This window comes from Alkalibacterium sp. f15 (assembly GCF_049389645.1).
Classification (GTDB): domain Bacteria; phylum Bacillota; class Bacilli; order Lactobacillales; family Carnobacteriaceae_A; genus Alkalibacterium.
On the sequence record NZ_CP186540.1, the window covers coordinates 290,604 to 314,234 of the forward strand.

The following is a 23,631-nucleotide window of genomic DNA, read 5'->3' on the forward strand; positions in this document are numbered from 1 at the left end:
CTTATTTTAAAATCCTGCGAGTATGTTTCGCTGATTTCCTTCTTCTATACTTATTATTTTTAGTATGGTAGAATAGCTATAACAGTGGTTTCTTACACCACGCACCGAGCGGAGATTTTCAAAATAAATTAAATTCACTTTTTTATAGATCACAGTTTGCAAAGTAAGATTTAAAAGAGATATCAATTATTAAAATAAGGGAGATATACAATGAAACCAAATATAAAAAATAATGAAACAGCTATGTTTGCATTAGGCGGTTTAAATGAAATAGGTAAAAATACTTATGCTATACAATTTCAAGATGAAATTATTCTAATTGATGCTGGAATTAAATTTCCAGAAGATGATTTATTAGGTATCGATTATGTTATTCCAGATTATTCTTATCTTGTAGAAAATAAAGAAAAAATCAAAGGTCTTTTTATTACTCATGGTCACGAAGATCACGTCGGAGGCACACCGTTCTTATTGAAGCAGCTTAATATACCTATTTATGCGGGTAAATTAGCCTTAGCTCTTATTACAAACAAATTAACTGAACACAATCTCCTCAAATCAGCTACCTTACATGAAATCGATGGAGACTCTGTAGTGAAATTCAGAAAAACAACTGTATCCTTTTTCAGAACAACGCACAGTGTACCGGAATCATACGGTATAGTAGTAAAAACACCCAATGGAAATATTGTGGAAACCGGCGATTTCAAGTTTGACTTTACTCCTGTAGGTGAACCAGCAGACATTCATAAAATGGCTAGAATTGGCGAAGAAGGCGTTCTTGCATTGCTCTCAGATAGTACCAATGCAGAAATACCCAACTTTACTAAGTCTGAACAAATGGTTGGCGAAACGATTAAAAACTTGTTCAACAAAATTGATGGTCGTATTATCTTTGCAACCTTTGCATCAAACATATCCAGAGTGCAGCAAGCTATTGAAGCTGCCAATAAAACCGGTCGTAAAATCGCCGTGTTTGGACGTAGTATGGTCACTAACCTTGAAACTGGTCAAGAATTGGGCTATATACGAGCAGATGAAGGAACATTCATCCATCCCAATGAGATAAAAAAATATAAAGCAAACGAAGTTTTGATTTTATGTACCGGCTCTCAAGGAGAACCCATGGCTGCATTGAGTAGAATCGCTAACGGGACACACAGACAAATTTCTATTCAACCTGGCGATTCCGTTATCTTCTCGAGTTCACCAATTCCCGGGAATACAACGAGTGTCAATCGTGTCATCAATCAATTATCCGAAGCCGGAGCAAATGTTATTCACGGAAAAATAAATAACATTCATACTTCCGGTCATGGTGGTCAAGAAGAACAGAAATTGATGTTACAACTAATGAAACCTAAATACTTCGTACCTATTCACGGCGAACACCGTATGCAACGCATACATGCGAAACTCGCTCAACAAACAGGTGTTCCAAAAGAAAATTGTTTTATTTTAGATAATGGAGAAATTATGGCCTTTACCGAAGATACTGCACGACGCGCTGGAGAGATTGATGCGAAAGATGTCTACGTTGATGGTAGTGGTGTTGGCGATATCGGAAATGTCGTTTTAAGAGATCGAAAAATACTTTCTGATAACGGTTTGGTTGTAGTTGTTGCTACAATAGATACAGACAAGAAAAAAGTTCTAGCCGGTCCTGATATTATTTCCCGAGGATTTATTTATATGAGAGAATCCGAAGAACTTATACAAAAAGCTCAAAAGGTCGCCTTTGATAGTATTCAAAAATCATTTAAAAATAAAGAGGTAAATGAATATAAAATGAGGAATGATCTAATCGATGATATCAAAGAATTTTTCTTTGCTGAAACTGAACGTCGTCCTATCATCTTGCCTGTTATTTTAACAAACTAATCTAAATAAAGTGCCCCATGCAAGTACAGATACTTGCATGGGGCACTTTTTTAATTATTTTTAACAATATCATGTCTAAAAGCGTATATGGCTACTTGAGTACGGTCTTCTACTTCTAATTTTGATAAAATATTGGACACATGAGTTTTAACTGTTTTCAAAGTAATAAATAATTCATCTGCTATGTCCTGATTCGTGTAGCCCTTTGAGATGAGCTGAACGACTTCATTTTCTCTACTTGTCAATCTATCATGCAAATGTTTCTTTTTGTCTTCACATCTTTTTTCTTCGAGTATATTAGAAACTTCATCTTCGATATAATTCTGACCATTGTGTGTTTCACGTATGGCTCGTGCAATTTCAGTTGCAGAGGATGTTTTCAAAATATAGCCACATGCCCCCGCTTGCATTGCCGGATATACTTTTTCGTCATCAATGAAGCTCGTTAATATAATAATCTTTGCTTCAGGCCATTCTTTCATTATCTCGATTGTTGCTTCTGTCCCATCCATTACTTCCATGACTAAATCCATTAAAATAATATCTGGTTTTTTTTTCAAAGCTAGCTTAACACCCTCTTGACCATCCGCTGCTTCTCCCACTAATTCAAAATCTTCTTGAATAGAAAAGAATGAAGATAAGCCTAATCGAACCATTTCATGATCATCTACCAACATTAATCGTATCACGCTCTCACTCTCCTTATGTTAAAGGTACGTTTATTTCAATGCGTGTTCCAAACTTAGGAAGAGAAACAATTTTCACATTTCCTCCCATACCTTCTATTCGTTCTTTAATATTATGTAATCCGTAACTTCCTGTTTTTTTATCATCAACGTTAAATCCTACGCCATTATCATTTACCCTGAGTTGAATACTGCTTCCATTTTGAGTTAAATAGACTTCCAGCACTTTTGCATTAGCGTGTCTGAGAACATTAGACAAAAGTTCCTGCAATATTCTAAAAAAATGATCTTCCATTACTGTGGACATTAAAACATCTTCGATTTGAAAATGGATATCCACATCTATCTTAGATGAAAGTTCTTTCAGCAATTGTTCAATTCCTTGTTTTAGAGATTTCCCATCCAGTTGAATTGGTCTGAGATGTAATAGTAAGGCACGCATTTCTGTCTGTGAGGCATGGATGGTCTGCTCTACTACTAGCAATTGTTTGATTACAGGCTCAGGACAATCGACCACTTGTTGATTCACTGCCGACAACATCATCGATGCAGCAAACAACTGCTGCGATACAGAATCGTGCAATTCTCTGGCTATACGCTTACGTTCGTTTTCAAGAATATCATTTTTGGTTTCATTATCAAGCGTTTTCGGTTCCTGAGCATTTTTCAAAGCCTCGTCTGCCATAAACATTAATTTTTCATGTAATTTCAAAAATTGTCTGTCAATATCTTCATTGATTTGTAGCGGTGTGTCTAATGAATACATATTCAGGAATATTGAAGCGGAATAATGCCCTTGACTCATCATTCTTAACCCTTCTTCGACTCTCCTAAGCTTTCTTTTTTCAAACGCTCTTAAATAAGACATTGTCACCAATGCTAATATGAAAGAAAACAAGATTAGATAAAAGAACAAAGATATGCCTACAACATTTGCTCTATAAAGCGCTGTTACCCATTGATTTTCAGAGAGTGCTAAAAAAATAAACACTGTAATAAACAATAAGATGAAAAAGAATAACAAGAAATATCTTAGTAAATGCGATAAGGATCTTTTCATAAATAAACAACCTCAACTTCGCCAATTAATGTGCTGGATACGACTTTAATTTTTCTGAGTGCTGTGTCATAATTTTTTGACTGCCACTTAACCGTTTCATTTTTCATATCAAAGACCTCGTCTTCAATAATGAGCTTACCTAAAACTATGCTGACATCTAATGATAGTGCGACATCTTTCGGTACAAACAGTTTAGTGTCACCGAACCCTTTTCTGAGCAATAAGATATTTTCTTTTATTGGTAAAACAGTGTTACCTAAATCAAAGAAAGTATCTCCCATTATTTTTTGGAAATTATAATCCTCCCATTCAAATATATCCTTACCTACAAAGTCATCTCCGATCCATTTGTTCCTATATAACTTTGAATCATTCGCATTATTTTCATTCCACTGCACAGAAATATACTCTTTATCTCGCCAATATTGTTTTTTTCTAAATAAAGGATCCCGTATAGTGTTCAGTAACTTTTCATCTGAACTTAACTGGAATAATAAAAATAGAGTTAATAACACCCAAAAGGCTGTTGTAAATATAAAAGATGCAAGAAATAAAGCTAAACTCGTCCACAAATAATTGGTATGTTTTTGTGTTTCTTTAGGAGATGATTTATATAGTGCTAAAAATCCAATAGCCAACACAAAAAATAAAAAGAACACATAGTTATGAACGATTTGATATAAAAGCCAGACGACCAGTACTATTAAAGATGCTTTATACGCATAGGCATTCATACTATCTCTCCTTTACTTAAATATATAGCAAGTATAACGAATTTATCCTAAAATAGCATCACTTTCTCTTAAAGATACATCTTAAGTCGTATAAAAAAAGCTAAAGACTGTTTAAATTGCACAGTCTTTAGCTTTTATTAAAATACTTTGGTAACTTCTACCGACATTGTTCCGCCTGGTGTTTCTATTTGAACTTTGTCACCGACGCTTTTTCCTAATAATGCTTCTGCAATAGGAGATTCGTTCGAAATTTTACCCGAAAACGGATCAGCCTCAGCTTTACCTACGATGGTATACTCTTCTTCAATACCATCAGGTAATTCTTTGAAAATAACTGATCGGCCTAGAGTGACTATGCCTTCTTTGGAGTTTGAACTATCAATTATTTCTGCATTCTGAAGCATGTTTTCAACTGTGCTGATTCTGCCTTCTATGAAAGCTTGTTCATCTTTGGCTGATTCATACTCAGAGTTCTCTGATAAATCTCCAAACCCGCGAGCTATTTTGATACGCTCAACAACTTCTTTTCTCTTGACTGACTTCAATTCATTTAATTCTTTTTCTAAATTTTCTTTACCTTGAGCAGTCATTGGATATGCTTTTTCTCTCATCATTATTATTCACCTCATAGAATACATTATTATTAAAACTGGCTATCTAAAAAAATTTAATGTCAACTAAATTCTCAATGCAATTAAGATACCATGAACTTATAAAGTTGTAAAGCATTTTTCTAAAATAAAACGTTCCTAATTTATAAGGAACGTGCTTCAAATATGGTATGTATCTTTGTAGTCATTAAATCGATAGCTACTTGATTTCTACCACCTTCAGGTATAATAATATCTGCATATTTTTTGGTTGGTTCAATAAATTGCGCGTGCATGGGCTTAACAACTGATAAATATTGTTCAATTACTGTATCAAGCGTTCTTCCTCGTTCTTCGATATCTCTTTTAATACGTCGAATAATTCGAATATCATCGTCCGTATCAACATAAACCTTTATATCCATTAGATCTCTTAGCCTTGGATCTTCTAAAATAAGAATTCCTTCAAGGATAATTACTTCTTTTGGTTCCTGATGTATTATTTCATCACTTCTGGTGTGTCTTGTATAATCATATACTGGTTTACTAATACTTTTGTATTTCAATAAATCATTCAGGTGAGAAATAAGCAGCTCCGTATCAAATGCAAAAGGATGATCGTAGTTGGTTTTTAATCGTTCTTCAAAACTCAAATAATCTTGGTCTTTATAGTAGGAATCTTGTTCAAGCATCATAATTGATTTCCCCGGGAAATAATTATAGATAGCTTGACTGACGCTTGTTTTCCCACTTCCCGAACCGCCAGTAACCCCTATTACAATGGGTTTGTTTTTTTGAATCTTATCCATAATACAATTCCTTTCTTTAAACAACCGATATCGTGGTCTTAAGAAAAGCACTGAGCCGAATTATGACTCAATGCTTTCGTGTAAATTGTTTAGTCATCTATATATTCTCGTTTGTATTCTAAATGTTGTTCGTATGATTCCGAAAAATAAACTTCTCTTGTTGATAAATCTGCCAAAAAGTACATATAGTCTGTTTCGACCGGATATAAGCTAGCTCGAATAGATTCTTCAGAAGGATTATTAACGGGGCCTGGTCCTAAACCTGTATGCTTATATAAGTTATAAGGAGAATCTATTTCTAAATCGTCATAGGTTATTCTTTCTTGATGCTCTCCGAGAGCATAGGTGACACTCACATCTGTTTGAAGTGCCATTCCAGCGTCTAAACGATTATAAAAAACACCCGAAATCAACTCACGGTCTTCATAGGTTATGCCTTCTCTTTCGATAAATGAAGCCATTGTCAGTATCTTATGCACTGTCGTTTCCTGTTCGTCTATTTGTGCGTAATGGTCTTCAAAAATTTGATTCATTTGATTGATCATTTGAGTGACTAATTCGTTCAATGTCGTATCATCGAGTAACTCATAAGTCGCTGGATACAAATATCCTTCTAGATTATATAGTGTTTCCTCTTGAACTTCAGTGGCTTCACTTAACAACTCGGGAAATGCTTCAGCTTTTTCAGCTAGGAAATCCTCATCCTCGATTAAATCAAAAAATTCATCAATAGAATAATCCGTTTGTTGTCCTATCACAATAGCGACTTGTTCTACAGTAAAACCTTCGGGAATTGTTATAGAGCCTGATGCCTCTTCCATAATTGGAGTTCCACCCTCTTGGAGCTGAGTCACAATTTCATTTGTAGACATTGAAGGGGAAAACAGATAGTATCCAGCTTGAAAGCCCTCTTCACCAGTAAATCTTAAATGATAGTTGAAAACAAAAGCACTTCGAATAATCTGATTTTCTTCTAAGATTCGAGAGATATCCGTACGTGATGAGCCAATAGGAATCTCGATCGGTACATCTTCATTGCTACCTGGTTCCAAAGGTTCTAAAGAAGACGTGTAATATTGATAGCCCGAAAAAACGAGCACAACAATTAATATGATTAAAATTGAAACAATACTTAATACAATTTTTCTGACCGTTTTTATCGATTTTCTATCAGGCATCCACTGTCCATCCTTTTTTAATAAGCTAGTTATCTTAATCATTATACACAATATGTATACCGCAGAAAAGACATTTTCCTTCTCATTATTATTTATCATCTTGTCAATAGTATGTTTTATTCCAAAAAAAAATGGATAGAGGAAAGTCTTTCATACCTATAGCATCATGAGTTAGACTAATTTCCCTATCCATCTTTATATTTTTCTATTATTCGTCGTCTTCTTCGTACTCGTCGTCGTCTTCTTCCTCTTCGCTTATAAATGTATTTAAGACTTCCTCGATCATTTCCCATTCTTCATCAGAATCAATTGAACTCAAAGAGCCTTCAAGCCCACCCTCTGATTCTTTATAAGAAAATGCAGAAAGTTCAACCTCTTCACCTTCGTTGGTACCCGTTGGATAAACTAATACATATGATTTACCAAAATCGTCTGATTCGAAAGTAAAAAGAATCTCGTATAACTCTTCATTTCCCTCTTCATCTATAATCGTAATGTTTTCATGTTCATGCTCGTGCTCATTGTCATGTTCTTTTGACATTTTTATTCCTCCTTCAATTCTTTGAATGTTGATCTAGATAATTCTGTAATATCATTACAGCAGCAAGTTTATCTATAACTTTTTTTCTTTTTTTTCGTGAAGTATTGCCTTCTTCAATTAGCATTCGAGTTGCTTGCATAGTAGTTAATCGCTCATCTTGGTAGATCACTGGTAATTTAAAAAGTTCTTCGAGTTTTTGCCCATATTCCATTGAAATCTCAGCACGTTCACCAATTGTCCCATTCATATTCTTAGGTAAACCGACAACGAATGACTCTACCTCGTATTCTTCAATGAGTTCTTTGATTCGATCAAAACCGAATTCGTTCTTAGATTCATTGATTTTAACTGTTTCTATTCCTTGAGCTGTCCAACCAAACTGATCACTTACAGCAACCCCAACGGTTTTTGAGCCGACATCCAAACCCATGATACGCATTTTATTTTTTGTTCTCAATATAATGAGCAACTAATTCTTCTAAAATTTCATCTCTTTCGTGTCGTTTTATCAAGTTTCTCGCATCATTATGACGAGGTATATAAGCAGGATCTCCTGATAACAAATAGCCAACGATTTGATTTATAGGATTATATCCTTTTTCCTCTAAGGCTTTATATACTAATTTTAACGTTTCGTCGACATTGTGTTCATCAATATTATCAACACTAAATCGAACAGTATGATCATTTATAGTCATTTAACGTTCCCTCCGTCTTTTCAATAACGAATATAAGTAACTCATTCATTATATTCTTTTTTGAAAAATTTCTGTTATATTCATTTTACTAGAAATGCATTCAAAGTACAATGCAATCTATGATCGTTACTTTTCTTTTTTAAGGTTACCTGTTATTACATTGGTACTCAAGTTTAACTGTTTGACTCGATCCATTCTGGAACTGCTCTTAGCGCTTCAGGTAGTCCCTCAGGATTTTTACCTCCAGCTTGAGCAAAGTCATCGCGTCCTCCGCCTCCACCTTTTACATATGGGGAGATTGTTTTTATCAAGTTGCCTGCTTTAAGTTTCTTGTCTATAGCTTTTTGATTAAGTGATGCAATGATATTTACTTTGCCTTCAATTCTTAAACCTAAAACTAAAATATCTGAATAATTATTTTGCTTCCATTTATCTGCTAACTGTCTTAATTGGTTCATGTCTTTTGCTTTAATCTCTTCAGCAATAAACGTTAAATCCCCTACAGTTTTGACTTGAGTAAAGATATCTTCAGCTTGTGCATTAGCTAATTTTGCATGTAACGACTCATTCAGCTGATTGATATCTTTCAATTCTTTCTGTAAGCCTTCGATTTTGACTGGAAGATCTATTAGTGATTGTATTTTCATAAGTTTAGACACTTGTTTCAAAATAGTTAATTGCTCTTCCATCCAACGATAAGCGCCCTCGCTTGTCTGAGCAATAATTCTTCTTGTACCTGCACCTATACCACTCTCTGATAGGATCTTGAATATACCTATCTCAGATGTGGTATTAACATGCGTTCCTCCACACAACTCTTTGGAATACTCATCAACCATTACGACGCGCACATTATTGCCATATTTCTCACCGAATAATGCCATTGCTCCCATTTTTTTTGCTGTCTCAATGTCTGTTTCAACTGTTTCGATCTTAAGGTTTTCTTGGATTTTCTGATTGACGATTTCTTCAATTTCTTTCAATTCATCTTCTGTTACTTGTCCAAAATGAGTGAAATCGAATCTTAAATAATCATCTTCAACCAATGATCCTGCTTGATTTGCATGATTACCTATAGTATCTTTTAATGCTTGATGTAAAAGGTGCGTAGCAGTATGGTTACGTTCAATCAAACCTCTTCGTTTTTTATCGATGACTAAATGATAGGCTTCGTTCGCAGTCAAGGTCTGTCTGATCTCTACTTCATGTATAGGCTGACCTTCAGGACCCGATTTAACGTTCGTAACCTCAGCCATAACAGTTTGATTTTCATTGAGTATTAAACCACTATCGCCTACTTGCCCACCTTTTTCAGCATAAAAAGGACTTTCATCGAATATAAGTCTGACTGATTCTCCAGGTTCCGCTGTTTCAGCAAACGCATCATCCTTAATAATTTTAACTAATTTACTGGTAATTTCCTCAGTATCATAGCCAATAAAGTCACTCTTAATGTTGAGGCTGTTTAAAAGTGACGATTGAATAGCCATAGATCCTTCCGCTTGACGTGCAGAACGGGCTCTATCCCGTTGTTTTTCCATTTCAATTTCAAATTCTTCATAATTGATTTTCATATCTTCTTCAAATACAACTTCTTCAGTTAATTCTATAGGGAAACCATAAGTGTCATATAACTGAAAGACATCTTTTCCTGAAATAACTGTCTGACCATCTGCTTTTAATTGATCGACCGTTTCTTTAACTTTATCTAAGCCTGCAGCCAACGTTTCAAGGAATCTCTCTTCTTCGTTCAAGATGACCTTCTCAATGAATTTAATGTTTTCACTGACTTCCGGATAATGTTCTTTCATGATTTCTGCAACCACTGGAACAAGCTGTGTCAAAAATGGTTTTTCAATGGCTAACTTTCTACCGTGCATAACGCTTCTTCTGAGTAACCGTCTTAATACATAGCCACGACCTTCATTAGAAGGTAACGCTCCGTCACTAATTGCAAATACCAACGTCCGAATGTGATCAGCAATGACTTTGAAACTTACTTTGTTTTTTGGTTCTGCACCATATTGATATTCAGAAATCTCTTCCACTTTACGTATAATCGGCATAAATAGATCTGTTTCAAAATTAGTAGGAGCATCTTGAAGGACTGATACAATACGTTCGAGTCCCATACCTGTATCTATATTTTTATTTGGTAAGGCTTCATACGTATTATCTGATTTGTGATTGAATTCTGAAAAGACCAAATTCCATATTTCTAACCATCGTTCATTTTCTCCACCAGGATAATTTTCTATATGTTCTTCTGGTAAATTACTAAACGCTATACCTCTGTCATAAAAAATTTCGGAATCCGGTCCACATGGTCCTTCCCCGATATCCCAAAAATTACCTTCTTCTTTGATTAAATGTGATTCATCCACACCGATTTTATCTTTCCAAATCGTATATGTTTCGTCATCTTGCGGATAGACAGTGATATAAAGTTTATTTGAATCTAGCGCTAACCATTCATCTCCTGTTAAAAATTCCCATGCCCATTCAATTGCTTCTTCTTTGAAGTAATCACCAATTGAGAAATTACCCAACATTTCAAATAATGTATGATGTCTGGCAGTCACGCCGACATTTTCAATATCATTTGTTCGAATACTTTTCTGTGAACTCGCGATTCTCGGATTATCCGGTTTCACTGATCCATCAAAGTATTTTTTCATTGTAGCTACCCCAGAGTTTATCCAAAGTAAAGTAGGATCTTCTACCGGGACCAATGATGCACTCTTTTCGATTTTATGCCCTTTTTCTTTGAAAAAATCTAAAAAGAGTTGTCTTAACTCTGAGCTTGATAAATTTTTCATCAGTCATTTCCCCTTTAAAGTAAAATGTATATAAAATAAAAAAACCGAATAAACTACTACAGACAAGGACGAGTGTGCGCGGTACCACCTTGTTTGCAATAACTTATTCAGTCAGTCATTACCTCTTTAGACTTGTTAACGCCAAGTAACGTCATAATTTCATATGAATAATAGAGTGGTAGCACTGATAGTGTGTGATATTCTTTCAGCTGTGGAATATCTCTCTTTGATAACACCTTAGCATGTCCCTCTATGAATGATAAAATTATAGCGTAGATAAACCGATTAGTCAATAATTCTCTGATAGTCTCACTCAATTACTTATCATAATATAACTGAGGCATATCATTCTGTATCTGTCCATTCTGTTTCGTTTGCTGGAAAATACTTATGCAGTGAAAACCCACGGCCTAAGACTTCGCTCGCTGGCATAGCTACAACAAAGGCATTCGCATCTGCTTTTAGCACAGCCTCTTTCAATAGCGTGAATTCTCTCTCTTGAATAACCGCCATAAGCATATCTTTATCTGTATTTCCATATCCTCCACGAATACCCAAGTTTGTCACGCCACGTTCCATAGTGTGCAGAATTTCCTGTCTGATATCTTCAGGATTATCCGAAATAATAAATACATTTTTATTACGATTAAACCCAAGCTGTACCAGGTCGATCGTACGAGAAACAATAAAGAGAGAGATTAGAGAGAACATGACTGTTTCAACGTCAAAAACTAGTAAAGCAACGAGAATGACAAGGCCATCTACCACTATCGTGCTGAAACCTAATTGAAAATGCAAATGCTGATAAAGTATCTGAACAATAACGCTTGTCCCACCTGTCGATGATTTTGCTCGATAAACAATTCCTATACCCAGTCCTGTAAGTCCGCCACCATATAATGCCGCCAATAACGGTTCTCTAGTAATGGGGCCCCAGTGTCCAATAAAACTTAAGAAGAATGGTAAGAGTAAACTTCCTAATATAGTTTTATATCCAGCTTCTTTTCCTAATAGGATGAAACATAATACCAATAAGGGGATATTCAGTGCATATTGGAACAGAGCAGGGTCCCAACCAAACATCGATTTCGCGGCAATAGATAACCCGGACACTCCGCCTGATACTATATTATTGGGTAATAAAAACACTTGAAATGAGACCGCCGTCAAAAACGAACCAAATATTATATAGGTGTAATCCACCGCACTTAACGTGTATTTTTTTGCTACTCGTAACATCTAATATCCTCCTTATAAAACGCATTTAGTCAACTGGAGCATTCTAACATTTAAAGCAAGTGGAATACAAGGATAACTTTTTTTATTTTAAATCTCTAATCTTATCTTCTTTTTATCCTGTTTTCCCGTATACTATGATTATTAAATAGGAATCGGTGATGACTGTGCATAATAAACATTTAATCTTTATTGTTAATGAGTATTCAAGACATGGAAAAAAAACGACGAATAAAATCAGACAAGTTATGGATCTTTTAGACAGTACATATGAAATTCATTTAACCCAGTATAAGCAGCACGCTACTTTGTTAGCTGAATCCTTTGCGAATAAAATGGAGAACGATACACTTGTTGTTGCGGTCGGAGGTGATGGTACATTAAATGAGGTCGTTCAAGGACTAGTCAATGCCGGCAATCATTTACCTGTCGGCTATATACCGACCGGATCCGGAAACGATTTTGCCCGATCTCTTAATTTACCCTTATCCATTGAAGCATCCATACGCAACATAATCGAAACAAAGAACCCTAAATCACTGGACATATTAGTAGGATCATCCGACACTCTAGATATTGTAGCTGTCAATAGTATAGGATTTGGAATAGATGGAATGGTCATCTATAAAATCGATCAGACTAAAAATAAACAAACGATCGGGAAATTTTCATACTTAGCTTCTGTTTTGTCCGCGTATTTTTCACAGAAAACCTTCCCGTTGAAATTAATTGCGGATGACCGAAAATTCACATATGGTGAAGCTTTATTGGTCGTATGTACGAATAATAAATTCTTCGGTGGAGGAATCCCTATCCATCCACAAGCAGTTGCAACCGATGAGCTGATCGATTTAGTCGTTGCTGAAAAAGTTTCTTTCTGGGAATTACTGCATATCTTATTTTTGGTATTAACCACCCAGAAACATTTAAATCACCCGAAAATCCATTCTCATAGAGTTTCCACTTGCGAACTCACACTTTATACCCCTCAATATGGACAGAGAGACGGTGAATTAATAGATAAGAATGTACAACACATGTCTGTCAAACCAGTAAAACAACTCTTCTGGATATAGTCTGAATTAAATAGACTGCGACGAAATAAAGATTCCGAAAAAATGTCACACTTCATATTTAGAAATAGATAAACATAAAAACACAATCTCAATTCATCTCTGATTCGATCAGATATAAATGGGATTGTGTTTTTTGGGCTAGGCTTTTATTCCAGCCTTTTTCAAGGTCTAATATCTTCCATTCCAATCATCGGATCAAGCGAATCACGATCTATATCAGATGAAGTCAATACATAACTTTTCTTTTCAACAATGGTTTTAGTCGCTTTATTTCGAGAGGTCATTTTTAGTGTTATAGACTCTTTTTCTTTTTCACTATTGATCCGCATAGATAATGAGGTTAATCGTTCTGTTGTATTCTCTGAAACACTTTTAACAAAAGCCGATTTTTCTCCACACAAAAGTAACGTCTGACTTGCTCGTGTTATAGCTGTGTAAACAATATCTTTTTTCAACATTCTTCCGTACCCATATACTATAGGTAGAATTACCATCGGGTATTCGCTTCCCTGTGATTTATGAATAGAACAACAATATGAAAGAGTTATTTTATTCCATTCATTTCTAAGATAATTCACTTCATTACCATCAAAATCTATAACTAATTCTTCCACATTATTTTCAGATTCTTTGGATGAGATGATCCCCTGTATAATGCCCATATCTCCGTTAAACACATTTCTTTCCGGTTCGTTAATGAGTTGTAATACCTTATCACCAATTCGGTAAGATTTATCTTTGAATTCAACTTCTTTTGTATTTTCATCTTTAGGATTAAATAAGTTTTGAAGATTTTTATTTAAGTTGTCTATTCCGGCCTGCCCTTTATATATAGGAGCAAGTACTTGAATATCCTGCGCTGTATAACCTTTTTCAATTGCTTTGGTAACCAGTAAAGAGACCACTTCAACAACGCGGTTTGTACCGCACGGGAAAAAATTACGGTCCTTTTTTTTACCAGTAAAATCTACTGGAATATGACCTCTCTTTATTTCGTGAGCTAATGAAACAATAGAGGACCCGTCATCTTGACGGTAAATTTCAGTCAATTCTTTTTTTTCAATCATTTCACTTGAAATTAAATCTCTCAAAACCTGACCAGGACCTACAGAAGGCAACTGATCTTTATCCCCGACCATTATGACTTTCATATCATTAGGAACTGATTTCAACAGCTGGTAGGCTAACCACGTATCCACCATAGACATCTCATCAATGATCAATAAGGAGCCTTTCAACATTCGATCTGACTCTTGCATTGGGTCTTCCTCAGAACCCGTTAAGCCAAGTAATCGATGAATGGTGCTCGATGGTAGGCCCGTTGTTTCTTTCATCCGTTTGGCCGCGCGTCCGGTTGGTGCAGCTAATATAACAGGGTAAGGTTCATTGGAATAATCAGCTGGATCCAGACTTAAATCATGTAAATCAGCGAAAACAGAAACTATAACTTCCAACACTGTCGTTTTACCAGTACCAGGTCCTCCTGTTAATAAAAAAACTGAAGACATTAATGCTTTTCTTATCGCTTCTTTTTGAGATGATCCGAATGTTATCCCTCGACGTTTTTCAAACTGCTTGATTTTTTTGTCGATAGCTTTTTCTTTTAATATTTCTTCATCTGCGCTCGTCATCAATCTTTCTAATGCGCCGGCAATGCCCCATTCAGAAGCATATAAAGAAGGCAAATAGAAGCGATTTTCTTCTTGAATGATGTTCTGCAAATCAACTAATTCTATAATAATTCCAGCTATTAAATCTGGATTTATAATGAAAGAACGACTATCCTCAAGTATTTTCAAACTCTTTTCCAATAGGAAATCCGCTTCAATATATGTGTCTCCAGATTTCATGGTTTGTTCTTCAATTGTATATAAAATACCTGCTTTGATTCGTTCCGGAGCATCTCCTTCAATACCAATTTCTTCAGCTACCGAATCTGCTCGCTTAAAACCGATACCTTCAATTTCTTCAATTAATTTATATGGATTAGATTGAATAACTGATAAGGTTTCGCCTTCAAATCGCTGGTATATTTTATACGCAAGCTGGTTTGATATGCCATAATTATTTAAAGCAATAATGATTTTCTGCATGCCCTGTTCTTTATCTAGTACAGAAAGCAGCATTGATTTTTTTGCTTGATTTAATCCGGGGACAGTGTCCAAAACACTTTCATCTGCTAATATTTTATCTAAACTTTCAAGACCTAGTGTTTCAACTATTTTTTCAGCTGATTTTTTACCGATTCCCCTAAAACGCGGGCTAGAAAGGTAAGTAATGATTGCTTCTTCGGTAGATGGTTTTTCTTTGATATATTTCGTCGATAGGAACTGCAGCCCATATTTAGGATGATCTGTCCATTTACCAAAGAATTTATAAGGATCGCCTTCTTGGATTTGTCCAAAGTTCCCGGTGACTATTGTCTGTGTTTCTTTAACCTTTGTATTGGTGGAATCGATTTTAACTAATATAACTTTGTAGTAGTTAGATGGATTAGAAAAATAGATTGCTACTATTTCACCAATGATGTATTCTTCTGAGTCCTTCTCGTTTGAAAAATCAAGTTGTTGCACACCAAGTCCTCCTTCCTTGACTAGTTTATCTAATACATGACGGTTTATCTAGCTGTTTTTTAGAAAATTCATTATTTTCTCTAAAGACTGTTGGCGATACATCTTTAAAAGCTTTAAAGTTTCGGTTGAATGTCCTCAATGTTTTATATCCACATTTTTGAGCTACTTCACTAACGGCTTCTTCGCTATTGAGTAATAAGTAGGCTGCTTGAGTTAACCGGTATCTGTTTAAGTACGTAGTAAATGTTAAATTAGTATAATGATAGAATAATTTTGATAAGTACGCATAGTCGTACTGGATAGCTTTCGAAACATCTCTTAATGTACAATCATCTTGGTAGTGGTTATCTATATAAACAAGGATATTTTGGATGATTTTTCGTTTAGGCGTAACTTTAATCGATTCAAAAGAAGTTGTTTGGATCAGTCTATCACAATAATTATAGAGCAGCCCTTTTTGAGCATAAATAGATAGGAAATCATCTTTTAGAGGGACATCATCAACCAAAAACTTATTGTTTATCGGTACAGAACTTTTATAAGAAGAAAAAAAATGTCCAATCAATTCAGGTGAAAAAATAAATGCTTTAGACACTGAATGGTTAAGTGTTGAAAATTCATGTAATTGATTAGGGAAAATAAACACTGCCTCATTAGCTCTCAGAACATAGTCTATTTCTTCGATTTTAACGACCATTTCGCCCTTTTCCACTATCATAATTTCATAAGCTCGATGGAAATGAAGAGGGAAATTCAAATCTATCAAAGAGGAATACCTAAATAATTCTTCACCTTCCATACCAAACTGCTCAAATAAATACATATAAGACCCCCCAAAAAACACTAATATTGTCTATCAGTATACTACAAACAGGCTATATTGAACAAGCTTTCATTATTTTAAATATGTTGAATTTTTATGAAAACACCACGGTTCTCAGTCACGATTAGTGACAATCTTAAATAAAAGCGAAAATAAAATGCAAAAATAAATAGTTTGACCATAATAATTTTTATCAATAATTATAAGCAAAGATTGACATTTGACCCCTTTATTTTTTGTAAGTGAAAAAAAGAGTTGCTCATAATCACAGCAACTCTTTTTTTATGTCTATTTAGATGTACTGTAAAATTTTAGACTCTTGATAAGCTCTATCGATCGTTCCCCCACCCAAGCATTCATCGCCATCGTATAAAACAATTGCTTGTCCGGGTGTGATTGCTCGTGCCGGTTCGTCAAATTCCACCACTGCTGTATTATCTTCTTTGTTCAAATGTACAGTTACACCAACATCTTTTTGTCTGTACCTGAATTTGGCTGTACATTTAAACGTCTCTGGGAAATCCTTATCTATTGTAAACGTGAACTCACTGGCTTCTAGCCTTGTCGCATATAAGTTGGGATGTGTGAATCCTTGACCTACGATTAATTCATTATTTTTGAGGTTTTTTCCAATGACAAACCAAGGTTCATTCGATTGACCTGTCCCCCCGATACCCAGTCCTTTTCTTTGCCCGATAGTATAATACATCAATCCATCATGCTGCCCCATTATTTCGCCATCTTCTGCCACCATGTTACCAGGTTGTGCTGGTAAATAGTTCATCAGGAATTCTTTAAAGTCTTTTTCCCCAATAAAACAGATGCCTGTTGAATCTTTTTTCTTAGCTGTTGCCAAGCCTGCTTCTTCAGCTATTTTTCTTACTTCACTCTTATCCATCTCGCCAATGGGAAACATGACTTTAGATAACTGTTCTTGAGATAATCGATTGAGAAAATAGGTTTGATCCTTATTAGCATCTATTCCTCGTAACATATGAGTTGTCCCATCTTCGTCTCTCTTCACACGCGCATAATGTCCTGTGGCTACATATTCTGCGCCCAAACTTATAGCGTAATCCAAAAAGGCTTTAAATTTAATTTCTTTATTACACATTACGTCAGGATTCGGCGTGCGTCCTTTTTTATATTCATCTAGAAAATATTGAAAGACTTTATCCCAATATTCTTTTTCAAAATTTATAGAATAATATGGTATACCGATTTTATTGGCTACGAGTGCCACGTCTTTATAATCCTCTGTAGCTGTACACACACCATTTTCATCTGTGTCATCCCAGTTCTTCATAAAAACGCCAATAACATCATACCCTTGTTGTTTTAGTAGTAAAGCCGTTACTGATGAATCTACTCCACCACTCATACCTACGACCACTCTTGTGCCTGTGCTTGCATTTGACATTTTTTCACCATCATTTCTGTAAAGATTCTGTATTTGCACGAATTGAAGGTTCGTATATTTCCAGTCTGTTATATTATACTGTCTAAAACGAATAAATCAAGGGATTCAATGGATTATTTAAAAAAGACACACAATAAAATTGTGTGTCTTCCTTATTTGCTCATTTTCTGATTATCTTTAGAAATATCACTTAAACTTTTTTAAGCACTTTTGCACTAACCAAAGAATCTAATATACCTTCAACGAATTTTCTTTCTTCTTCTAATTGATCTGATTTGTATAAATCAATTTTTTTCAATCCGTTTGAGGTAACTGCAGACAATTTGAGTTCATCAATATCTTTGGAGATGATTATTTTCAGCTTGGCCTTTTTTTTATCTTGGCTATTTAATGATAACACTCGTTCATAATGAAAAGATCCATTTTTATTTTCCAAAAACCCATTATCTCTGAGCGTATAGCGTTTTGCGTCTTCATGAATACCATAATTATCGTCGCTTCCCATTAAATGATCTTTCTTATATGTTGCCATTGCTCCTATTCCCCCTCTTATATATGTGTTTTTCAGTTAATTCATCTTTAGAAAAGTACAGGCAGACTCTATCTTATCTACCGTTTTATTAATTGCTTCTTCCGTTACACCTTGACCAAAACTTATCCGTATAGTTTCTTCAACTGCTGGATGTTTTTCATCATATAATGCAATCAAGACATGACTTGGTTCAATATTACCTGCCGTGCAAGCCGAGCCTATCGACACTGCGATTTTTGCTAGATCCAAATGAATCAGCAGTTTTTCGGCGGGAACACCTTTTATATGAATACTGAGTATATGGGGCAAACTTTTCTCAACTGATCCGTTCACATTAAAATCGATTCCTGAATTTTTTAATTTTTTTATGAATAATCGTTTATGCTGACTATATAAATCTCTTGATTCTTTCTTGTTACCCATTCTGAGTTCTACGGCTTTTTTAAATCCGACAATGGCCGGAATATTTTCTGTGCCTGCTCTTTTATTGTTTTCTTGTTCTCCCCCCATGATTAAACGTGGGATCACAGTCGCCTGATTTATATATATAAAACCGATTCCTTTGGGTCCGTTGATTTTATGAGCTGAAACGGAGAGTAAGTCAATATTATCTCGTTTTACATCTATATCTTCGGTCCCGTATGCTTGGACGGCATCCGTATGAAAAATGATTTTAGCATCTAATTCTTTCAAATAATCTCCTATGGCACTTATTGGCATCAAGCTTCCTATTTCATTATTACCATACATAATAGAAATAAGTATCGTGTCTTCACGTATAGCTTCTTTGACTTGTTCTAGAGTTATTTCTCCATCTTCGTTGACAGGTAGAAACGTGACCTCAAACCCTTCACTTTCCAAGTGTTCCATGGGTTCCAGTACGGCAGGGTGCTCAACTGCTGTTGTAATGATATGTTTGCCATAATCTTTACGTTTTTCAGCTGTTTTGATTATGGCCATATTATCACTTTCAGTTCCTCCACTCGTTATAATGATTTCGTGGGGGTTCGCATTGATACTCTTAGCGAAAATTAGTCGAGCTTCTTCCAGTATACCTTTGCTCTCTCGACCAATTTGATGAATACTCGAAGCATTCCCATAATGGTTCTTCATTGCATCTGTCATCTCATCAATAACTTTTGGATGCATAGGTGTGGTTGCTGCATGGTCTAAATATATTGTTTCAGTCATAAAAAAGTCCTTTCTAAACTATGAAAGTTCAATATCGGGATACAACATTTCCAATACTTTCTTTGATAGACGTCTTCCTTTGCCTTTTTGTACATAAGCATGCATGTTCATTGCAGGATTAAAATTAGCTTCGATCACTGTGTATCCCTGATTTTCTTTAGTACTTGGCAAATCGATATCAGGAATAATCAGATCTAAACCTGTGACTTTCACATTCAATGCTTTAGCTATTTCTTCGGCGATTCGCTTGTAACTTTCATGCATATCATCGGTGACGTCGATGGAATCTCCACCGGTAGATATATTTGAATTTTCACGGAGATTCACTCTCTTGTTGTTTTCAATAATACTCTCAAACGTGTACCCTTGTTCTTCAAGCATCAATGCTTCTATCTCACTTGTTTTAATTTTTTCAAGCGGTGCGCGGTGGTTCTCACCTCTATAAGGATGCTTGTTCTTTAAAGCAATCAATTCTCTGACGGTATGTTTACCGTCACCCGTTATATTCGCAGGTTCACGAAGTAAGACTGCTTCGACTTTTTCATCAAGAACAAAAAAACGATATTCCGTTCCTTCAATATACTCTTCTATCAGGATGCCATCATCCTCTTTGAATGCAATAGTCAGAGCATCTTCGTAGGCTTTTCTGGAAGGTGATTGTCTGAAAATAGATATACCGATCCCGTAGTTCGTGGATTTAGGCTTGACAACAATCGATTTGTTACTTGTCAATTCATAATAATTTTTAGCTTCTGTTAACGTAGAAAACTCTTCACCATCTGGTACTGCATAATCATTTTCTCTCAAAACTTTTTTAGTCACTGTTTTATTAGCCATGATCCAGTGAGAGATATACGTATCCTTCGATGTCATATTTCCATTTCTCACATACTCTTTTTTACCCTTATAAGTGAAAGCCAAAAAATGATCCTTCTCATCTAGTACTGTCGTCTTGAGACCCATTTGTAAAGCATCGTACAGTAGTAATTGGGAGCTCATTTCCATCGTTTCAAAACCATTTAAAAGAAACGGTTTTTCAAGTGAAAGTTGTTTGTAGTCTAATCCTAATTCAATACCAAAATCGATAAATGATGACTTCTCTTTTAATTTTGTCACTATTTTAGCAGCCAACGTCTCTTCTGGGTGATGGAACATATGTATCGCTTCATCAATGACATCAGAGTATTCATTCGGCAACTTCAATTCATGACAAGTTTGTTTCATCAAAGTCAAAAGCGAAAGACCTTCTTCTTGAAAACGCGAGGTCTCGAAAGGATTTTCAAGAGAAGTCTGTGCGTTCATTTTAATACCTACTTTGATGTCTTCGTCTAAATTATCCTGGTCCATCCATACCATCGTTAATAAATATACATGAACGAAAAGAGATTGCTCATAAGAAAAACCTAATGGATCAAAAGGATTCAAATCAAACGATCTGAACTCGACATACCGCGCTCCATTATTTATTAATTGACAAACGTGTTTCCCTTTCCCTCTTAACCTGGACGAGCCATAATATTCTCTTTCTTCGTATAATGTATTATTTTTACTAATCGTTCAATGTCTTCGATATATCTACCTATAGACTCATATGATACATTGTCTGTAAAGGTATTATGATACCCATATGTGCTATTTCTAATGCTTCTGACCATTCCGATCGTTTCGCTATCCAGTAAAGACGGATGACTCACCGGCGAAGCCCCAAATAAATAAGTCAATACCCACTGATATCTCAAATAATTTCGAGACATTTTAAGATACAAGTCATTGCACCATTCATCTATATCATCATATCCTTGGAGCTGTTCACTTAATTTTTCTAAAAGTACTGGGTCAAAGGAAAAATTAAAATGTACACCACTTATCATTTGTTTTTTCTTTCCATATTTTTCGGCTAGATTTTTGCGGTATTTAATTTCATTTGAATCATCGACCTTAATAAGCGGAATGTCTTCTTCTTCCGGCAAAATGTTAGGCATACTGAACGGCCAGACAAATTCTTCCTCTGGTAGTGTCCGATTAACTACATCGTGTAACGCTTTTAACCACTGGTACTGCTGCTTCATTGTGTCTTGAGGTGGAGTCACTAATTCAAGTTGAGATTCACTGAAATCAGTTTGAATATAAGGGTGATGGTTACGATTACCAAAACGAGCTGGATGATCAGTTAAAGCTAAATATCCCTCTTTATCCGCTCTGAGCCCCTCTTTCTCTATACCAAAAGATCCTTTTATAAAATATGGTTCAAGTTTGTTTTCTTGTATGATTTTTTTAAAATTCATTCTATACTTCCTCTTTTTTTTTCCTATTAATATCACAGTCTATCTTATCACAAACTAAACAGTGAAACTAGAAAAATAGATGCCAGATTATAGCAAACGTTCGTTCACATTTATTTTATTGTATCCAAAAGAATGCTATACTTGAAACGCAAACCGATATGATCATCATTTTTCAAAGGAGAATCAGATTGAACAAACCATTAGCCTACCGCATGCGTCCAAAAACGATTGAAAATATTGTTGGACAATCCCATCTCGTAGGAGAAGGCAAAATCATATGGAGAATGGTAAAAGCTAAACAACTTTCTTCAATGATCTTATACGGTCCTCCCGGTATAGGGAAAACCAGTATAGCCAGTGCTATAGCTGGGTCCACGCAATATGCTTTTCGTATGTTAAACGCCGCAACTGACAAGAAAAAAGACTTGGAAATCGTTGTAGAAGAAGCAAAAATGAGCGGTACTGTTGTCCTACTGCTTGATGAGGTGCACCGTTTAGATAAGCCTAAACAGGACTTTTTACTCCCTCATCTTGAGAATGGAAGAATCGTACTAATAGGTGCAACAACCGAAAACCCCTATATTTCTATTCACCCCGCCATTAGAAGTCGGGCACAAATATTTGAGTTGAAACCATTAAGCGAGTCTCAAATTACATCCGCTCTAAATAGAGCAATAACAGATGTAGAAGATGGTTTAGGCCACTACACTATTGATATTGATGAAAAAGTTCTAAATTATTTTGCTCGTTCAACACAAGGCGATTTAAGAAGTTCTCTGAATGCCTTAGAATTAGCCGTTACATCAACAGAACCTGATAAAGATGGAATCATTGTTATCTCTCTAGACGTTGCTGAGGAATGTTTGCAAAGAAAGTCTTTGAGTCACGATAAGGATGGTGATGCCCATTATAATGCCATATCAGCATTCCAAAAATCGATTCGAGGAAGCGATGTCCATGCTGCCCTTCATTACTTGGCTCGCTTAATAGAAGCCGGAGAACTCAAGGTAATCATCAGACGACTGATCGTTACTGCTTATGAAGATATCGGTCTAGCTAATCCGGCGGGGGTAGCCCGTGTCGTTACAGCCGTAGAAGCTGCAGAAAAAATAGGGTTCCCAGAAGCTCGTATCCCTCTCTCTAATGCGGTTATTGAAATGTGCTTATCTCCTAAGTCAAATAGCGCTATAGTTGCAATAGACGCAGCTTTAAGCGATGTCAGAAACGGACTTGCGGGAGATGTTCCAAGCCATTTAAAAGATGCACACTATCAAGGAGCTGAAAAATTAGGCAGTGGGGTTGGATATAAATACCCTCATGACTATGAGAACCATTGGATAAAGCAGCAGTATTTACCTGATGTTATCAAAAATAAACAGTATTATAACCCAATAATGACATCAAAATTCGAAAATGCTTTAAGCAATCAACTAGTAAAATATAAAAACAAATAATCGTTCTCTCATGAGCACTCCTCATTGACTAAATAGGCCTTCCGT

The 23,631-nt window shown here is 35.5% G+C and carries 19 protein-coding genes and 1 pseudogene; 3 read left to right on the top strand and 17 right to left on the bottom strand.

Translation table 11 applies throughout. From position 1 onward, the window contains the following. Nucleotides 1–210: 210 nt before the first annotated feature. Complete coding sequence (gene rnjA / locus ACO1PF_RS01480) at nt 211–1,881, top strand: ribonuclease J1 (RefSeq protein WP_423189611.1); 1,671 nt, start codon at nt 211–213, stop codon at nt 1,879–1,881. Nucleotides 1,882–1,931: 50 nt separating this feature from the next. Here rnjA and ACO1PF_RS01485 read toward each other — a convergent pair whose 3' ends face one another. From ACO1PF_RS01485 to ACO1PF_RS01535, 11 genes are all read right to left on the bottom strand, one after another. Continuing rightward, nucleotides 1,932–2,570, bottom strand: a complete 639-nt coding sequence (locus tag ACO1PF_RS01485) for a response regulator (protein ID WP_423189612.1) — start codon at nt 2,568–2,570, stop codon at nt 1,932–1,934. A 13-nt stretch (nt 2,571–2,583) separates the two neighbouring features. Further along, nucleotides 2,584–3,375 carry a sensor histidine kinase gene (locus tag ACO1PF_RS01490; RefSeq protein ID WP_423189613.1) on the bottom strand — a complete coding sequence of 264 codons (792 nt, stop codon included), beginning with the start codon at nt 3,373–3,375 and terminating at the stop codon, nt 2,584–2,586. A gap of 248 nt (nt 3,376–3,623) precedes the next feature. Further along, on the bottom strand, nt 3,624–4,361 hold the full coding sequence (gene liaF, locus ACO1PF_RS01495; protein ID WP_423189614.1) for a cell wall-active antibiotics response protein LiaF: 738 nt from the start codon (nt 4,359–4,361) through the stop codon (nt 3,624–3,626). A 137-nt stretch (nt 4,362–4,498) separates the two neighbouring features. Continuing rightward, entirely contained in the window at nt 4,499–4,972 is a 474-nt protein-coding gene (gene greA / locus ACO1PF_RS01500; protein WP_423190480.1) for a transcription elongation factor GreA, read from the bottom strand. Nucleotides 4,973–5,115: 143 nt separating this feature from the next. Beyond that, on the bottom strand, nt 5,116–5,751 hold the full coding sequence (gene udk / locus ACO1PF_RS01505; protein WP_423190481.1) for a uridine kinase: 636 nt from the start codon (nt 5,749–5,751) through the stop codon (nt 5,116–5,118). A gap of 98 nt (nt 5,752–5,849) precedes the next feature. Further along, nucleotides 5,850–6,938, bottom strand: coding sequence for an endolytic transglycosylase MltG (gene mltG / locus ACO1PF_RS01510; RefSeq protein WP_423189615.1), 1,089 nt, complete (start codon nt 6,936–6,938; stop codon nt 5,850–5,852). Between the two features lie 208 nt (nt 6,939–7,146). After that, nucleotides 7,147–7,479 (bottom strand): DUF1292 domain-containing protein, encoded by a 333-nt coding sequence (locus tag ACO1PF_RS01515; protein WP_423189616.1) that lies wholly within the window; start codon nt 7,477–7,479, stop codon nt 7,147–7,149. A gap of 13 nt (nt 7,480–7,492) precedes the next feature. Beyond that, nucleotides 7,493–7,918, bottom strand: coding sequence for a Holliday junction resolvase RuvX (ruvX, locus tag ACO1PF_RS01520; protein ID WP_423189617.1), 426 nt, complete (start codon nt 7,916–7,918; stop codon nt 7,493–7,495). 1 nt (nt 7,919) lies between these two features. Beyond that, a complete protein-coding gene (locus tag ACO1PF_RS01525; protein ID WP_423189618.1) occupies nt 7,920–8,177 on the bottom strand; it encodes an IreB family regulatory phosphoprotein in 258 nt (85 codons plus the stop codon). 173 nt (nt 8,178–8,350) lie between these two features. Then, complete coding sequence (alaS, locus tag ACO1PF_RS01530; protein WP_423189619.1) at nt 8,351–10,996, bottom strand: alanine--tRNA ligase; 2,646 nt, start codon at nt 10,994–10,996, stop codon at nt 8,351–8,353. 345 nt (nt 10,997–11,341) lie between these two features. Then, nucleotides 11,342–12,235, bottom strand: coding sequence for a YitT family protein (locus ACO1PF_RS01535; protein ID WP_423189620.1), 894 nt, complete (start codon nt 12,233–12,235; stop codon nt 11,342–11,344). Nucleotides 12,236–12,399: 164 nt separating this feature from the next. Between ACO1PF_RS01535 and ACO1PF_RS01540 the strand changes: the two genes are divergently transcribed. Then, complete coding sequence (locus ACO1PF_RS01540; RefSeq protein ID WP_423189621.1) at nt 12,400–13,308, top strand: diacylglycerol/lipid kinase family protein; 909 nt, start codon at nt 12,400–12,402, stop codon at nt 13,306–13,308. Between the two features lie 161 nt (nt 13,309–13,469). On the opposite strand, the gene ACO1PF_RS01545 is transcribed toward ACO1PF_RS01540, so the two are convergent. From ACO1PF_RS01545 to gshAB, 6 genes and pseudogenes are all read right to left on the bottom strand, one after another. Next, a complete protein-coding gene (locus ACO1PF_RS01545; protein ID WP_423189622.1) occupies nt 13,470–15,881 on the bottom strand; it encodes an SF1B family DNA helicase RecD2 in 2,412 nt (803 codons plus the stop codon). Nucleotides 15,882–15,906: 25 nt separating this feature from the next. After that, a complete protein-coding gene (locus tag ACO1PF_RS01550) occupies nt 15,907–16,704 on the bottom strand; it encodes an AraC family transcriptional regulator (protein WP_423189623.1) in 798 nt (265 codons plus the stop codon). Nucleotides 16,705–16,996: 292 nt separating this feature from the next. Then, nucleotides 16,997–18,124, bottom strand: coding sequence for a tRNA 2-thiouridine(34) synthase MnmA (gene mnmA, locus ACO1PF_RS01555; protein ID WP_423189624.1), 1,128 nt, complete (start codon nt 18,122–18,124; stop codon nt 16,997–16,999). 190 nt (nt 18,125–18,314) lie between these two features. Beyond that, nucleotides 18,315–18,656, bottom strand: coding sequence for a hypothetical protein (locus ACO1PF_RS01560; RefSeq protein WP_423189625.1), 342 nt, complete (start codon nt 18,654–18,656; stop codon nt 18,315–18,317). 36 nt (nt 18,657–18,692) lie between these two features. Then, nucleotides 18,693–19,847, bottom strand: a complete 1,155-nt coding sequence (locus ACO1PF_RS01565) for a cysteine desulfurase family protein (protein ID WP_423189626.1) — start codon at nt 19,845–19,847, stop codon at nt 18,693–18,695. A gap of 18 nt (nt 19,848–19,865) precedes the next feature. Continuing rightward, nucleotides 19,866–22,132 (bottom strand): annotated as a pseudogene (gene gshAB / locus ACO1PF_RS01570) (bifunctional glutamate--cysteine ligase GshA/glutathione synthetase GshB). Between the two features lie 188 nt (nt 22,133–22,320). Here gshAB and ACO1PF_RS01575 point away from each other — a divergent pair. Further along, the gene (locus tag ACO1PF_RS01575) at nt 22,321–23,586 is read left to right on the top strand and encodes a replication-associated recombination protein A (RefSeq protein ID WP_423189627.1); all 1,266 of its coding nucleotides are present in this window, start codon (nt 22,321–22,323) and stop codon (nt 23,584–23,586) included. Nucleotides 23,587–23,631 lie beyond the last annotated feature (45 nt).